The following is a 16,824-nucleotide window of genomic DNA, read 5'->3' on the forward strand; positions in this document are numbered from 1 at the left end:
CATGCAGTCCAAGTCCCCGTCCAAGTCGCAGTCCCAGATCGAGGACATCCTGCCGCTGTCTCCGTTGCAGGAAGGGCTGCTCTTCCACGCCCTCTACGACACCGACAACAACACCCCCGACGTCTACGCCGTACAGCTCGAACTCACCCTCGAAGGCGAACTCAACACCAACGCCCTAAAAAACGCCGCCCAAACCCTCATCAACCGCCACCCCAACCTCCGCGCCGCCTTCCGCACCCGCGGCACCGACAACCCCATCCAAATCATCCCCCGCCACGTCACCATCCCCTTCACCGAACACAACCTCACCCACCTCACCCCCACCCACGCACACACCCAACTCACCCACATCATCAACACCGACCGCACCACCCGCTTCAACCCCACCACACCCCCCCTCATCCGCATCACCCTCACCCACCTCACCCCCACCACCCACCACCTCCTCATCTCCAACCACCACATCCTCCTCGACGGATGGTCCATACCCCTCGCCATCCGCGAACTGTTCACCCTCTACCAAACCAACGGAAACGACACCCACCTCCCCACCCCCACCCCCTACCGCAACTACCTCACCTGGCTCACCCACCAAAACCCCCACACCGCCACCACCACCTGGCACAACCACCTCAACGGACTCACCCAACCCACCCTCCTCACACCCCACACCACCCACCACACCCCCACACCACCCCACTCCCACCACACCACCCTCCCCACCCACACCACCCACACCCTCCGCACCCAACTCCGCACCCACGGACTCACCCTCAACACCGCCATCCAAACCGCCTGGACCCTCCTCCTCACCCACTACACCGGCAACAACGACATCGTCTTCGGCACCACCGTCTCCGGCCGCCCACCCGAAATCCCCGGCATCGAAGACATGATCGGCCTCTTCATCAACACCATCCCCACCCGCGCCACCACCCACCCCAACGACACCCTCCTCACCCTCATGCACCGCCTGCAAAACCAACAGGCCACCCTCCTCGACCACCACCACACCAGCCTCACCACCATCACCAACCAAACCCCCCACCCCCAACTCTTCGACACCACACTCGTCTTCGAGAACTACCCCACCCAGCCGGATGCCCTGTCCTCGCCGGCGCCGGGTCTGAAGGTCACCAGCACCAAAGCCCATGACGGCGTGCACTATCCGCTGAACCTCGTCGCCGCCCACAACCCCACCGACGACACCCTCCGCCTCCGCCTCATCTACAACCCCCACACCTACGACGAAGCCACCGCACACCGCATCACCGACCACCTCACCCACCTCCTCACCACCATCGCCCACCACCCCGAACAGCCCCTCACCCACACCACCCCCCTCACCCCCGAAGAACAGCTGAAGCTGACGCGTGAGTGGAGTGCCGGCAGCTCGACGGAGCCGGACGTCACGGGTGAGATCCGCCTGGACAAGGGCGAGTTGACGCTCATGGCGTTGTTCGAGGCTCAGGTCGAGCGGACCCCCGACGCCCCCGCCCTCACCCACAACAACACCACCCTCACCTACGCAGAACTCAACACCCGCGCCAACCAACTCGCCCACCACCTCATCCACCACGGCGCCCACCCCGAACACCACATCGCCCTCAACCTCCCCCGCTCCATCGACCTCATCACCGCCACCCTCGCCACCCTCAAAACCGGCGCCGCCTACCTCCCCCTCGACCCCGACCACCCCACCGACCGCATCACCTACATGCTCAACAACACCAACCCCCTCCTCACCCTCACCACCCTCCCCAACACCACCCACCAACCCACCCACAACCCCAACATCCCCACCCACCCCCACAACCCCGCCTACACCATCTACACCTCAGGCTCCACCGGACGCCCCAAAGGCGTCACCATCACCCACCACAACCTCACCCACTACCTCCACAACTGCCGCACCCTCTACCCCAGCCTCAACCACACCACCACCCTCCACTCCCCCCTCACCTTCGACCTCACCGTCACCGTCCTCCACGGCACCCTCACCACCGGCGGACACCTCCACATCACCGACCTCGAAACCACCCCCACCACCCCCACCACCTTCCTCAAAGCCACCCCCAGCCACCTCGACCTCCTCACCACACTCCCCCCCACCCACTCCCCCACCCACCACATCGTCCTCGGCGGCGAAGCCCTCCACGGCACCAACCTCCGCAACTGGCGCCAAAACCACCCCAACGTCACCATCCTCAACGAATACGGACCCACCGAAACCACCGTCGGCTGCACCACCCACCAAATCAACCCCGACAACCCCATCGACGACGGTGTCGTGGTGATCGGCCGCCCCATGGACGGCGTCCGGATGTACGTCCTCGACAAGCACCTGCGGCCGTCCCCCATCGGCATCGCGGGCGAGGTCTACATCGCCGGCGACCTGCTGGCACGCGGGTACACCGGCCGCCCCGACCTGACCTCCGAGCGCTTCGTCGCCGATCCGTTCGGCGAGCCCGGCACACGCATGTACCGCACCGGCGACCTCATGCGCTGGAACGCCGACGGCGTCCTGGAGTTCGTCTCGCGCGTCGACGACCAGGTGAAGGTCCGCGGCTTCCGCATCGAGCTCGGCGAGGTGAGCGCCGCCCTGATGTCGTACGAGGGCGTCGATCAGGTCGCGGTCATCGTGCGGGAGGACCAGCCGGGCGACAAGCGGCTGACGGCCTACGTGGTGCCGGGCGAGTCGGCTCCGGCCGTGGACCTGGCCCGCCTGCGGGAGCACGCGCAGGGCTTCCTGCCCGAGTACATGGTTCCGGCGGCGTTCGTCACGCTGGACGCGCTGCCGCTCACGGACAACGGCAAGCTGGACACGAAGAGGCTGCCGGCACCCGAGCAGGCTGGCGGCCAGGGCGGGGCGCCGCGCACGCCGCAGGAGGAGATCCTGTGCGGCCTGTTCGCCGACATCCTCGGCCTGCCCGCCGTGGGCGTCGACGACGACTTCTTCGGTCTCGGCGGCCACTCCCTCCTCGCCACCCGCCTCACCAGCCGGATCCGCTCCGTACTGAAGGCGGACCTCTCCATCCGTGCCGTGTTCGAGCGTCCGACCGTCGCCGCGCTGGCACGTCTGATCTCCGAGTCCGCCGCGGACACCGGGACGGCCCGCCCCTCGGTCGTTGTCGGCGAACGCCCGGCCACGCCGCCGGTCTCCTTCGCCCAGCAGCGGCTGTGGTTCCTCAACCAGCTGGACCACACCAGCGCCACCTACAACGTTCCGCTGGCACTGCGGCTGAGTGGCGACGTGGACGCCGAGGCGCTGCGGGCGGCCGTGGCCGACGTGATCATGCGGCACGAGAGCCTGCGCACCCTGTTCCCGCAGACCGACGGACGTCCCTGGCAGCACGTCCTGTCCGAGGTCTCCGCGACTCTCCCGGTGACACAGGTGTCCGAGGAGGAGCTGCCCGCGGTGCTCGCGCAGGAGGCGCGCGGCGGATTCGACCTGGCCGTCGACATACCGGTCCGCGCCCGGCTGTTCACGACCAGCGCCTCGGAGGCCGTCCTCCTGCTGGTCGTGCACCACATCGCTGCCGACGGATGGTCCATGGCCCCGCTCGCCCGCGACCTGTCCACGGCTTACGCCGCCCGTGCCGGCGGCAGCGCGCCGGCCTGGGAGCCGCTGCCCGCGCAGTACGTCGACTACGCGCTGTGGCAGCGCACGCTGCTGGGCAGCGAGGACGACCCCGACAGCCTCGCGTCCACGCAGCTGGACTTCTGGAAGCGGCAGCTCGACGGGATTCCCGGAGGGATCGACCTGCCCGTGGACCGGCGGGGTGAGCGCATTTCGTACGACCGGGCCGGCTCCGTTCGGCTGCACGTGCCCGCCCACATGCACGCGCGGCTGGACTCCCTGGCGCGCCAGAACGGGACCAGCATGTTCATGGTCGTGCAGGCCGCCTTCGCGGTACTGCTGTCCAAGCTCGGCGCGGGCACGGACATCCCCATCGGCACGCCGGTGGCCGGCCGGAACGAGGACGCGCTCAACGATCTCGTCGGCTTCTTCGTGAACACGCTCGTCCTGCGCACAGACCTCTCCGGCAACCCCACCTTCGCTGAACTGCTGGGCCGCGTAAGGGAGTCGGACCTGGCCGCGTACGCGCACCAGGACCTGCCGTTCGAGCGCCTGGTGGAGGTGCTCAACCCGGAGCGGTCCCTCGACCGGCACCCGCTGTTCCAGGTCATGATCATGTTCCAGAACAACGCCCGGGCTTCCCTGGCGCTCCCCGGACTACGCGTGGGCCAGGAGCCGCTGGACTTCACGGTGTCGAAGTTCGACCTGTCGCTCGCGATCAGCGAGCGCCGCGGGGAGTCCGGCGACCACGAAGGCATGGAAGGCAGCCTGGACTACCGCTCCGACCTGTTCGACGCCGCCACGGTCGAAGCCATGGCCGAGCGCCTGGTCCACATCCTGAGCACGGTCGCGGAGGCCCCCGAAAGCCGTCTGGACGGGCTCGATGTGCTGACGGCGCGGGAGCGGTCGTTGGTTCTGGAGGGGTGGAACGACACGGCTCTGGCGGATGCCGCCGGATCGGTGACCGAACGGTTCGAGGCGTGTGCGGCGGCGACGCCGGACGCGATCGCGGTGTCGTGCGGCGGCCGTGAGCTGACCTACGGGGAGCTGGCCGGGCGGGTGGGCCGGCTGGCGGGGCGCCTGTCCGCGCTCGGCGCGTGTCCGGAGCGGCTGGTGGCGGTGGCGCTGCCGCGGTCGCCGGAACTGCTGGTGGCCGTGCTGGCGGTGCTGAAGTCCGGCGCCGCGTACGTGCCCGTGGATCCCGGCTACCCGGCCGAGCGGATCGCGGGCGTACTCGCCGACGCCACCCCGCAGACCGTTCTGACCTGCCGCGACGTCCTCGACAGCGGGGTCCTGCCGGCTCCCGGCCCCGACGGGCCGGCCCACCTCCTCCTCGACGGCCTCGACGGCCTGGGCGGCGTACCCGGGCAGGAGGTGACGGTGCAGAGCACGGCCCCGCTCCCGGCGGACCCGGCGTACGTGATCTATACGTCGGGCTCCACCGGCCACCCCAAGGGCGTCGTCGTCACCCACGGCAACCTCGCCAACCTCCTGACCGCCATCCGGCAGCGTGTCTCCCTCACCCCCGCCGACCGATGGCTCGCGGTCACCACAGTCGCCTTCGACATCGCGCACCTGGAGCTGCTCGGGCCCATCACACAGGGTGCCCGGGTGGTCATCGCCGCCTCCGAGGAGGCGAAGGACCCCGCTGCGCTGGCCAGCCTGATCACCTCCCACGACATCACGGTCATGCAGGCCACCCCCACCACCTGGCAGATGCTCACCGCCCACGCCCCGCACGCCCTCCACGGCCTGCGCAAACTCACCGGCGGCGAAGCCCTGTCCCCCGCCCTCGCCGACCACCTCCGCACGGCCGGCGAAGGCGACGTACTCAACGTCTACGGCCCGACCGAGACCACCATCTGGTCGACGGCGGATCGCGTGGCCGGCGAGGGCGAGGGCTCGGTCGCCGTGCCCATCGGCACGCCGCTCGCCAACACCCGCGTCTACGTCCTCGATCGGTCGCTGCACCCGGTTCCGGCAGGAGTCTCGGGTGAGCTCTACATCGCGGGCACGGGTGTGGCCCGCGGCTACCACCAACGCCCTGACCTGACCTCGGAGCGGTTCCTCGCCGATCCGTTCGGCTCCTCCGGCTCGCGCATGTACCGCACCGGCGACCTGGCGCGGTGGCGTACGGACGGACGTCTGGAGTACCTCGGGCGCACCGACCACCAGGTCAAGGTGCGCGGCCACCGCATCGAGCTGGGCGAGATCGAGTCCGTGCTGTCGGGCTCCGGTCTGGTCGAGCAGAGCGCCGTGGTGGTTCGCGAGGACCAGGACGGCGACAAGCGCATCACGGCCTACGTGGTGCCCCGCCGGAGCGGACGCGACCAGGACGAGGAGCAGCAGCAGATCGAGAACTGGTCCGCCGCGTACGACGCCTACTACGAGAACCCCGCGTCGACCTTGCTGGGCGAGGACTTCGGGATCTGGAACGACAGCTACGGTGGTGACCCGATCCCCGCCGACGAGATGCGGCAGTGGCGTGCCGCGGCCGTGGACCGCATCAGCGCGCTCCGGCCGCGCCGCGTGCTCGAGATCGGTGTCGGCACGGGTCTGATCCTGGCCCATGTGGCCCCGCACTGCGAGGCGTACTGGGGTACGGACATCTCCCCCGTGGTCATCGGCACCCTGCGGGAGCAGGTGGCGCGGGATGCCTCGCTGGCCGGGCGGGTGGAGCTGCGCACGCAGCCAGCCCACGACGTGACGGGGCTGCCGGAGGGCTACTTCGACACGGTCGTGCTGAACTCGGTGGTGCAGTACTTCCCGAGCGGGACCTACCTCGCCGAGGTGCTGGAGAGCGTCTCGCGCCTGCTCGCCCCGGGCGGTTCGGTGTTCATCGGTGACGTCCGCCACCGGCGTCTGCACCGCAGCTTCGCCGCCTCCGTGGCCCTGCACCACGCGGAGCCCGGGGCGGACGCGACGACGCTGCTGCGCGCCGTCGAGCAGGGCATGGCCCGGGAACAGGAGCTGCTCGTCGACCCCGAGTTCTTCGCGGGCTTCGCCGGACCGGGGGCCGTGGTGGACGTACGGACCAAGGACTGCGGGTACGACAACGAGCTCACCCGCTACCGGTACGACGTCGTGCTGCGACCGCAGTGCGTCGCCGCGGTAGCGGTGGACTCGGCGCCGCAGCTGCTGTGGGGCCGGGATCTGAGTGGTGTCGACGGGCTGGCGGCCGTGCTGGCCGACCGGCGGCCGGAGACCCTGCGGGTCGTCGACGTGCCCAACGCCCGGCTGGTCGGGCACCTCGCGGCGCTGCGGACCCTGGAGGCCGGCAACGCGCCGGAGGGTACTGACGGCGAGGCCGCCGGGGACCGTCCGGCCGCACCGACGCATGCGGAGCTGGAGGCCATTGCGGCGGCCCACGGGTACCGGGTGGCGGTCACCTGGTCCGCGACGGGCGGCGCCGGTCGGCTGGATGCGGTCTTCGTGTCCGGGGACGCCGCCAGCGGCGCGTCCGGGGACCTGGACCGGGCGTGGGCGGGCGTGTACAGCCCGGCCGCGGAGGTGGGGACCGGCACCTTCCGGCCGGACCTGTGGACGAACGCCCCGCACCGGGCGGTGGACACGGCACCGCTGGTCGCGGACCTGCGGACGCACCTCCAGCGGGTGCTGCCGGAGTACATGGTCCCGTCGGCGTTCGTCGCCCTGGACCGGCTGCCCCTCACCCCGAACGGCAAGCTGGACCGCAAGGCCCTGCCGAAGCCCGAGGTGGCTGCCGGCTCGGGTCAGAAGCCGAACGGGCCGCTGGAGGAGATCCTGTGCGGGCTGTTCGCGCAGGTGCTCGGCGTGGAGGGCGTCGGGGCCGACGACGACTTCTTCGCCCTTGGCGGGCACTCCCTGCTCGCGACGCGGCTGGCCAGCCGCGTCCGTACGGTGCTGGGCCAGGAGCTCGAACTGCGGGTGCTGTTCGAGGCGCCCACGGTCGCCGAGCTGGCGGCCCGGCTGGACGGCTCCTCGAAGGTGCGGATCCCGCTCGCGACACGGTCGCGCCCGGAGCGGCTGTCGCTGTCGTTTGCGCAGCGCCGGCTGTGGTTCCTGAGCCGGTACGGCGACGCCGCTGCGGCGTACAACATGCCGTTCGTCATGCGCCTGAAGGGCGTGCTCGACGAGACCGCCCTCACCGCCGCCGTCTGTGACGTGGTGGACCGGCACGAAGTGCTGCGGACCGTGATGGGCGAGAGTGAGGGCGCGCCGTTCCAGGACATCCGCCCCGCCGGACATCCCGTCCCGTTCAGCACGGTGGCCTGCTCGGAGGACGAACTGGCGGCCCGACTGGCCAAGTCCTGCCGGTATGTGTTCGACCTCGCGGCCGAGATCCCCCTGCGGGTGACCCTCTTCCAGCTCGGAGAGGGCGAGTGGGTGCTGCTGGTACTGACGCACCACATCGCCTCGGACGGCTGGTCCACCGCGCCGTTCCTCAAGGACCTCGGGCACGCCTACACCGCACGTCTCCAGGACGGCAGTGCCCCCGGGTGGGAGGAACTCCCGGTCCAGTACGCCGACTACACCCTGTGGCAGCGGGACCTCCTCGGCGAGGCTTCCGACCCCGAGTCCCTCTTCGCACGCCAGCTGGAGTACTGGAAGCGGAACCTCACCGGAGCACCGGAAGAACTGACGCTCCCCGTGGACCGGACCCGCCCGGCGGAGCCCTCCCACGACGGCGCACTCGCCCTGTTCGATATCGACACGGACACCCACGCCCGGCTCACGGCGCTGGCACGGTCGACGAACACCAGCATGTTCATGGTCTTCCAGGCCGCCATCGCTGCGACCCTGACCCGGCTGGGTGCGGGCAACGACATCCCCATCGGCATCCCCATCGCCGGACGCACCGACGACGCCCTCGACAACCTCGTCGGGTTCTTCGTCAACACCCTCGTCCTGCGCACCGACACCACCGGCAACCCCACCTTCCGCGACCTCCTCGCCCGAGTCCGGGAGACGGATCTGGCCGCCTACGCGCACCAGGACCTCCCCTTCGAATCCCTCGTCGAAGCCCTCAACCCCCAACGCACCCTCGCCCGCCACCCCCTCTTCCAGGTCATGCTCGCGTACCACAACACCTCGCGCGCCACCCTGGAACTGCCGGGCCTGGAACTCGAAGCCGCATCTGGTGCCGAGGCTCCCGCGCTGGTCGACCTCGCGTTCAACATCGCCGAGTCCCACGACGACGGCACCGCGCCCGCCGGCATCAGCGGCGGCCTCCAGTACGCCACCGACCTGTTCGACCGCGCCACGGCCGAACGGATCACGACCTACCTCACCCGGCTCCTCTCCGCCGCCGCCGAACACCCCGACACGCCCCTCCACACGCTGGAGATGGTTCCGGAGGCGGAGTTGATCCGGCTGACCGGCCTGGGTACCGGCCTGAACACGCCTGCCGGTGCCGCGGTGCCGTTGCTGGCGCAGGTCTTCGAAGAGCAGGTTCGGCGGACGCCGCAGGCGCCGGCCGTGACCTTCGAGGGCGTCACGCTGTCCTTCGAGGAACTGAACGAGCGTGCCAACCGGTTGGCCCACTACCTGATCGGACGGGGCGCCGCTCCTGAGCGGACGGTGGCGCTGAACATTCCGCGTTCGCTGGACATGGTGGTCGGTCTCCTGGGCACCCTGAAGTCCGGCGCGGCCTACCTGCCGATCGATCCGGACTACCCGGCCGACCGCATCGCGTACATGCTCGCCAACACCGAGCCGCTGCTGACGCTGACCTCGCTGCCCGACACCGGCGGCCTGCCCTCCGGGAACCCTGGGGTCCTCGTCCACCCCGACCACCCCGTGTACACCATCTACACGTCGGGGTCGACCGGACGCCCCAAGGGCGTCATGGTGACGCACGGCTCCCTCGCGAACGTGTTCCACAGCCACCAGGACTACCTTCACACCGAGGCCCACCACCGGCAGCCGGGTCAGGTGAACTCCGCGCTGATCGCCTCGATCTCCTTCGACGCGTCGTGGGATCCGCTGATGTGGCTGTTCAGCGGGCACCAGCTGCACGTGCTGAGCACCGACGTCGCGCGGAACGCGAAGAAGCTGGTCGACTACATCGCCGAAGAGTCGGTGCACTTCATCGACGTGACCCCGTCCTACTTCGCCGAGCTGGTGGAGTACGGGCTCCTGGAGGAGGGGCGCACGGAGCTTTCGATGGTGATGGTCGGCGGCGAGGCGATCGGTGACACCCTGTGGCAGGAGCTGCGGGACAACCCGCGGCTGTGCGGCTGCAACTACTACGCGCCGAGCGAGTGCACGGTCGACTCGCTGGGGCACCACACGTCCGATGGTGACCGCCCGATGCTCGGGTCGCCGCTGCGCAACACCCGCGTGTACGTGCTCGACGACCTGCTGTGCCCGGTCCCGGCTGGCGTGGCCGGTGAGCTGTACGTCGCCGGTGATGGCCTGGCCCGTGGATACGTGAACCAGCCCGGCCGGACGGCGGAGCGGTTCACGGCCGATCCGTTCGGGGCACCCGGGGCCCGCATGTACCGCACCGGTGACCTGGTGCGCCGGAACACGGACGGGACGCTGGAGTTCCTGGGCCGGGCCGACGACCAAGTCAAGGTACGCGGGTTCCGGATCGAGCTCGGTGAGATCGAGGCCGCGCTCGGCGCGCACCCGGCGGTCGCGCAGTGCTCGGTGATCGTGCGGGAGGACCGGCCCGGGGACCGGCGGCTGGCCGCGTACGTCGTACTGACGGACGGTCCTTCGCTCCCCCACCCGGAGGATCTGCGGAGCCTGCTGCGGGGGACCCTGCCGGACTACATGGTGCCTGCGGCGTTCGTGGTCATGGACCGGCTGCCGCTGACGGCGAACGGGAAGCTCGACCGCAAGGCGCTTCCGGTACCGGACTACGCGCCCGCGGCGGGCAGCGGCCGGGGGCCGCGGACCCCGCACGAGGAGGTCCTGTGCGACCTGTTCGCCGAGGTGCTGGGGCTGGCGAAGGTCGGCATCGACGACGACTTCTTCGAGCTGGGCGGGCATTCACTGCTGGCGACGCGCCTGGTCAGCCGGGTCCGCAGCCGGCTCGGTACCGAGCTGTCCATCCGGGCCCTGTTCGATGCGCCGACCGTCGCAGGCATCGCCCCGCACACCGCGGCCGCCCCGGCCGGGGCCCCCAAGCGCCCCGCCCTCACGCCTCGCCGCAGGCCCACCACCACGAGTTAAGGAACGACATCACATGACGACCTCGATACCTGTCCCCGCCCGCACCGGTGTGCACGAACTGGACCCGGCGGAGGCCGCGGCGGCCCGCGAGGTGGCGCTGCGCCTCGTGGCCACGGCCGACGCGGTGGTGGACGACGACAAGTGGATCTCGGCCGCGGGGGCGGCCTGGGAGGAGCTGCCGCTGTCGCTGCGGCACGCCGTGCGGACGTTCCGGCGGCATTCGGGAAGCCGTGGCACGCTGCTGCTGCGCGGGCTGCCAGTGGCGGTCGAGGAGCTTCCGGTGACGCCGGGCCACAGCGCGTCGGTGCAGCGGCAGGCGACCGTGCCGGCCGCGCTGATCATGGCGGTCGCGTCGGGTCTGGGTGATCCGATCGCGTTCGCGCCGGAGAAGTCCGGTGCGATGGTGCAGGACGTCGTCCCGGTGGCCGGCCAGGAGAAGTTCCAGGGGAACGCGGGCTCGGTCCGGTTGTCGTTCCACAACGAGAACGCATTCCATCCGCACCGGCCGGACTACGTGCTGCTGATCTGCCTGCGGCCCGATCACGACCGGGTCGCGGGGACCAGCACGGCGTGCGTGCGCGAGGTGCTTCCGCTGCTGTCGGCGGAGTGCCGGGAGGCCCTGCACGCGGCGGAGTTCACGACGGCGGCGCCACCGTCGTTCGGCGGTGGCGGCGAGCAGGCGCAGGCGCATGCCGTGCTGACCGGTGCCGTGGAGGATCCGGACCTTCGGGTGGACCTGGCCGCGACCCGGCCGCTGACCGGCCGGGCGGAACGGGCGCTCACCGAGCTCGCGGACGCCTTCGAGTCGGTCGGGCAGACCCAGGTGCTGACGACGGGGGACCTGGTCGTCGTGGACAACCGGGTAGCGGTGCACGGGCGGTCGCGGTTCACGCCGCGGTACGACGGTTCGGACCGCTGGCTGCAGCGGACCTTCGTCGCCGCCGACCTGCGCCGGTCCCGGTCCCACCGGTCGGACGCCGGGCACGTCCTGATCTGAACGATGCGGCCTGGCAAGGGCTGTTGGTGGCGCCGGCTGGCAGTTTGCTGTCGGCGCCACCCCCTGCCAGCGAGATCTCTTGGACGCCCGGTCGCGGCCTCGCAGAATCGATGGAGAGGGATGACGCGCCACGCGTGCCGCACTCTCCCTCCCCTTCTCCCCTTCTCCCCTTTCCGATTCCGAGTGACGGAGCATGACATGACGAACCCCTTCGAGGATGACGGCGCCGCCTTCTGCGTCCTGGTCAACGACGAGAACCAGCACTCGCTGTGGCCCGCTTTCCGCGAGGTGCCGGCCGGCTGGGTGGTGGTGTTCAGCGCGGACAACCGCAAGGACTGCCTGGACTACGTGAACGAGAACTGGACCGACATGCGGCCCAAGAGCCTCGTGGAAGCGATGCGGGGCTGACGTGCCTCTGCTGCAGAGCAACGGGGTTGTCCTGGAGTACGAGGTCCAGGGCGCCGGCGAGCCGGTCCTGCTGGTCATGGGGACCGGCGCCGACCGGCGGCCGTGGCACCTGCACCAGGTGCCCGCGGTCGTCGAGGCGGGCTACCGGGCGATCACGTTCAACAACCGGGGCATCCCGCCGAGCACCGGCGCCGCCGAGCCCTACACCCTGCACGACCTCGCCGGTGACGTGGCGGGCCTGCTCGAGCAGCTCGCCCCGGGGCCCTGCCGGGTGGTCGGCTTCTCGATGGGGGCCCACGTGGTACAGCAGCTCCTGATGGACCGTCCGGAGCTGGTGTCCCGGGCCGTGCTCATCGGCACGACGGGCCGCATGGACACGATGCGGCGGGCCATGCGCGAGGCGGAACGCCTCCTGTACGACCGGCAGGTGGATGTGCCGCCGCGGCAGAGGGCCGTTTCCACGGCGCTGGAGAACCTGTCCCGTGCGACGCTCGCCGACGAGTCGGCGGTCCGAGACTGGCTGGACGTCTTCGAGTACGCGCAGCCCGCCGGGCCCGGTGTCCGCGCGCAGCTGGACCTGGAGCTGGACGGCGACCACCTCGCGCGGTGCGCCCGGATCAGTACGCCCTGCCACGTCATCGCGTTCTCCGACGACGTCATCGCCCCTCCGGACCTGGGCCGGGAGGTGGCGGAGGCGATCCCCGGGTGCACCTTCGAGGAGGTGGCGGGCTGCGGCCACTACGGCTACCTGGAGAACCCGGCAGCGGTGAACGCCTCCCTCCTCAAGCACTTCTCCTGACCGGACCGGTCCTCCCCTACCGCACCCCCTCTCGCACGATTGGACGCAGAACGTGGACGACTCCGCAGCCCTGGCACCCCCGCCGGTGACGGACATACTGGTCGACGGGCACACCCTGTCCCTGAACACGGTGGCCGCTGTGGGCCGGGGCGTGCCCGGCCTGCGGGCCTCCGTGCCCGAGGAGGCGGACCGGCGCATGGCCGGCTCGCGGGAGCTGAAGCGGGAACTCATCGCCACCGGCATCCCCATCTACGGGGTGACCTCGGGGTTCGGCGACAGCAACACCCGTCAGATCTCCGAGGTGAAGACCCAGGAGCTGCAGCGCAACCTGCTGCGGTTCCTCGGCAGCGGGGTCGGCCCGGCCGCCCCGCCGGACGTGGTGCGGGCCACGCTGCTGATCCGCGCCAACTGCCTGGCGCGCGGTCACTCGGGGGTGCGGCCCGAGGTCGTGCGGCTGCTCCTCGACTGCCTCGCTGAGGACATCCTGCCGCTGATCCCGGAACGGGGTTCGGTGGGGGCCAGCGGCGACCTGGTGCCGCTCAGCTACATCGGCCGCGTGATGACCGGCGAGGGCGAGGTACTGCACCGCGGCGAGCGGACGGATGCGGGTGCCGCCCTGGCGGCGGCCCGGCTCCAGCCGGTGGTGTTGGAAGCCAAGGAGGGGCTGGCCCTGGTGAACGGCACCTCCTTCATGTCCGGTTTCGCGGCCATGGCGATGGACCGGGCAGCGCGGATCGGCTTCGCGGCCGACCTGTGCACGGCACTGACCAGTCAGGTGCTGCGCGGCAATCCGGCGCACTTCGCGGACTTCCTGTTCGAGCAGAAGCCGCACGCCGGGACCCGCGGGAGCGCGGCGCGGGTCCGGCGGCTGCTGAAGGGCTCGCAGTCGTTCGACCAGCAGACCGAGCGGGAGGCAGCCATTCCGGGCGATGTCGACTTCCGGGAACTGGACAAGCCGATCCAGGACCGGTACTCGATCCGCTGCGCGCCGCACGTGAACGGTGTGCTCGCCGACGCGCTGGTGTGGGCGGCTGAATGGATGACGACGGAGATCAACTCCTCGAACGACAATCCGCTCTTCGATGCGGAGGCCGGGGTGGCCCGCAACGGGGGCAACTTCTACGGCGGTCACGTCGGTGTCGCGATGGACTCACTGAAGACGGCGCTCGCTAGCGTGGGCGATCTGCTGGACCGTCAGCTGGAGCTCGTCGTGGACGAGAAGTTCAACAACGGGCTCACCCCGAACCTCATCCCGTGGATCGAACCCGGCGACGGCCAGGCCGGCCTGTTCCACGGCTTCAAGGGCATGCAGATCACGGCGTCCTCCCTGGTAGCCGAGGCCCTGAAGAACACCATGCCGGCGACGTCGTTCTCACGCTCCACCGAGGCACACAACCAGGACAAGGTGAGCATGGGCACGATCGCCGCCAGGGACGCGTACGCGGTGGCCGGACTGATCGAGCAGGTGACCGCGATCCACCTGCTGGCCCTGTGCCAGGCAGCCGACCTGCGGGGCGCGCAGCGGCTGAGCCCGGCGACCCGGGCGGCGTACGAAGCGGTCCGCGAGGTGTCCCTCTTCCTCGACGCGGACCGTCCGCTGGCCGAAGACGTCGAGCGGGTGGCCGGGCTGATCGCGTCCGGTCACCTGCAGGCCGCCGTCGCCGACCTTCCGTAACCAACCGGGCGGACCGCCGACGGGACGACCTCGCCGCACACCGCCCCCTTTCGTCGCCCCAGGAGCTTCCGTGCACACCGTCGCCTCCACAGCCGGCACCAGAGCCGAACTCAGTCCTGCCGCCGCTGTCCGCCGCCATGCCGTGCACCGCGGGGACGCCGTCGCGCTCGCCTACCGGTCGACCGCCTCCGGTAGCCCGGGATCCCCGACCACGGAGGTGTCGTACCGCGAGCTGGACGACCGTTGCGGACGGCTGGCCCGCGCACTGCTGGAAACGGGGGTCGGGGCCGGCGACCGGGTCGCCTACCTGGGCCTCAACAGTCCGGCGCTGATCGCGACACTGCTGGCCTGCTCGGCGGTGGGGGCGGTGTTCGTCCCGGTGAACCACCGGCTGGCCGCGGACGAGGTGGCGGACGTGCTGGCCGACTGTGATCCGCGGGTCCTGATAGCCGAGGCGGGGCAGGGGGCGCTCTCCGAAGCCGTCGTACCCGGTCTCGCCGTGAAGGCGGTGCTGGCCGTCGGCGAGGACGGCCAGGCGCCCGGGGCGTGGCCGCCGCTGAACACGGAGTCCGTCCCGGCCTGCGAGGACACGCTCGCGGCGCTCCTCTACACCTCGGGCAGCACCGGCCGTCCGAAGGGCGTCATGCTCACGCACGGGAACCTGTGGTGGAACTGCGCGAACGTGTGGTCGCTGTTGGACACGCGGCCGGACGACGTGGTGCTGGTCGCGGCACCGATGTTCCACATCGGCGGGCTGAACGCGCTCACCCTGCCGACGCTGCTGCGCGGCGGCACCGTGGTCGTGCACCGGGCGTTCGATCCCCGCGTGTGCCTGGACGCGCTCGTGACCCACGGCGTGTCCGGATTCTTCGGGGTGCCCGCCATGTTCTCAGCGCTGGCGGACCTGCCGGAGTTCCCCGCGGCCGACCTCTCCCGGCTGCGGTGCGCGGTGGTCGCGGGAGCTCCGGTCCCCCCGCGGCTGATCCGCCGGTACGCCGGGCACGGGGTGCTGCTCCAGCAGGCCTGGGGGCTGACGGAGACGGCTCCGTTCGCCACCTACCTGCCACCCGAGCAGACGGAGGCGCGGACCGGCTCGGCCGGCGTGGCCATGCCCTATACGCAGGTGCGGGTGGCCGACCCCGCCGACACTGCGCGGCCGGCCGCGCCCCTGGTGCGCGGCGAGATCCTGGTCCGCGGACCGAACGTCACTCCGGGCTACTGGAACAACGCGGAGACCACCGCCCAGTCGTTCACCGAGGACGGCTGGTTCCGCACGGGAGACATCGGCCACCTCGATGAGGACGGCTACCTGTGGGTCGTCGACCGGCTCAAGGAAATGATCATCAGCGGTGGCGAGAACATCTACCCCGCCGAGGTCGAACGTCACCTGGTCGAGCTCCCCGGGATCCGGGACGCTGCGGTCATCGGTGTACCCGACTCCACCTGGGGCGAGACGGTGGCCGCGGTGGTCGTGCCCGAGGTCGGCAGGCCCACGCTGGACGCCGTGCGCGAAGCACTCTCGGCCCGCCTGGCCCGCTACAAGCTCCCCCGGGTCCTGGTGACCGTTCCCGCCCTGCCCCGCAACGGCAGCGGGAAGACGGACAAGCCCGCGCTGCGCCGGTGGGCGCACGACGGCACCTGGCCGGCGGGGGCACGCACCGCGACGCTGTGCCGTCCGGCTCGCGCAGGTGAAACCCGTGCGGCCGCGGCAGCCGCCGGGTCCGCACACGCCGGCATCCCCCTCGACGATGAAAGGAACCCCCATGTCTCGCTGCCGGCTGAGGCCGTCACCACGAACCCAGAGCGGACGGTGCTCGACTATTACCGGCAGGTGGACGCCGGCAATATCCGCGGGCTCGTCGACCTGTTCGCCCCGGACGCCCTGTACCTGCGTCCCGGCTACGAGCCCATCGTCGGGCACGACGGGCTGGAGCGCTTCTACACGGAGGAACGCGTCATCGAGTCCGGGCTGCACAGCCTGGACCAGCTGATCGCCTCCGGGCGGAACGTGGCCGTGCACGGCGAGTTCCGGGGCCGCTTGAAGAACGGGCGGGACGCGTCCCTGCGCTTCGCCGACTTCTTCACCCTTACGGACAGCGGGCTGATCGCGGGCCGCCAGACGTTCTTCGACTCCCCGCTGGTGTGACGCGGATGAACGGGCCTTCGCAGGAACGGGACACGGCGGGTACCAGCCGGTCTTCCTG

At 70.7% G+C, this 16,824-nt stretch carries 6 protein-coding genes; all 6 read left to right on the forward strand.

Annotated elements, in window-relative coordinates; genetic code table 11:
- The first annotated feature begins 1 nt into the window (after position 1).
- The gene (locus ACO0M4_RS32735) at positions 2 to 10,741 is read left to right on the forward strand and encodes an amino acid adenylation domain-containing protein (protein WP_430374695.1); all 10,740 of its coding nucleotides are present in this window, start codon (positions 2 to 4) and stop codon (positions 10,739 to 10,741) included.
- Between the two features lie 13 nt (positions 10,742 to 10,754).
- On the forward strand, positions 10,755 to 11,738 hold the full coding sequence (locus ACO0M4_RS32740; RefSeq protein WP_430374696.1) for a TauD/TfdA family dioxygenase: 984 nt from the start codon (positions 10,755 to 10,757) through the stop codon (positions 11,736 to 11,738).
- 198 nt (positions 11,739 to 11,936) lie between these two features.
- The gene (locus tag ACO0M4_RS32745) at positions 11,937 to 12,146 is read left to right on the forward strand and encodes an MbtH family protein (protein ID WP_430374697.1); all 210 of its coding nucleotides are present in this window, start codon (positions 11,937 to 11,939) and stop codon (positions 12,144 to 12,146) included.
- A 1-nt stretch (position 12,147) separates the two neighbouring features.
- On the forward strand, positions 12,148 to 12,945 hold the full coding sequence (locus tag ACO0M4_RS32750) for an alpha/beta fold hydrolase (RefSeq protein WP_430374698.1): 798 nt from the start codon (positions 12,148 to 12,150) through the stop codon (positions 12,943 to 12,945).
- 52 nt (positions 12,946 to 12,997) lie between these two features.
- Positions 12,998 to 14,620: an HAL/PAL/TAL family ammonia-lyase gene (locus ACO0M4_RS32755; protein ID WP_430374699.1), complete on the forward strand. Its 1,623-nt coding sequence runs from the start codon at positions 12,998 to 13,000 to the stop codon at positions 14,618 to 14,620.
- A 70-nt stretch (positions 14,621 to 14,690) separates the two neighbouring features.
- Positions 14,691 to 16,766: an AMP-binding protein gene (locus tag ACO0M4_RS32760; RefSeq protein WP_430374700.1), complete on the forward strand. Its 2,076-nt coding sequence runs from the start codon at positions 14,691 to 14,693 to the stop codon at positions 16,764 to 16,766.
- The last annotated feature ends 58 nt before the right edge of the window (positions 16,767 to 16,824 follow it).

The organism is Streptomyces sp. RGM 3693 (assembly GCF_050471125.1).
Classification (GTDB): Bacteria; Actinomycetota; Actinomycetes; order Streptomycetales; family Streptomycetaceae; genus Streptomyces.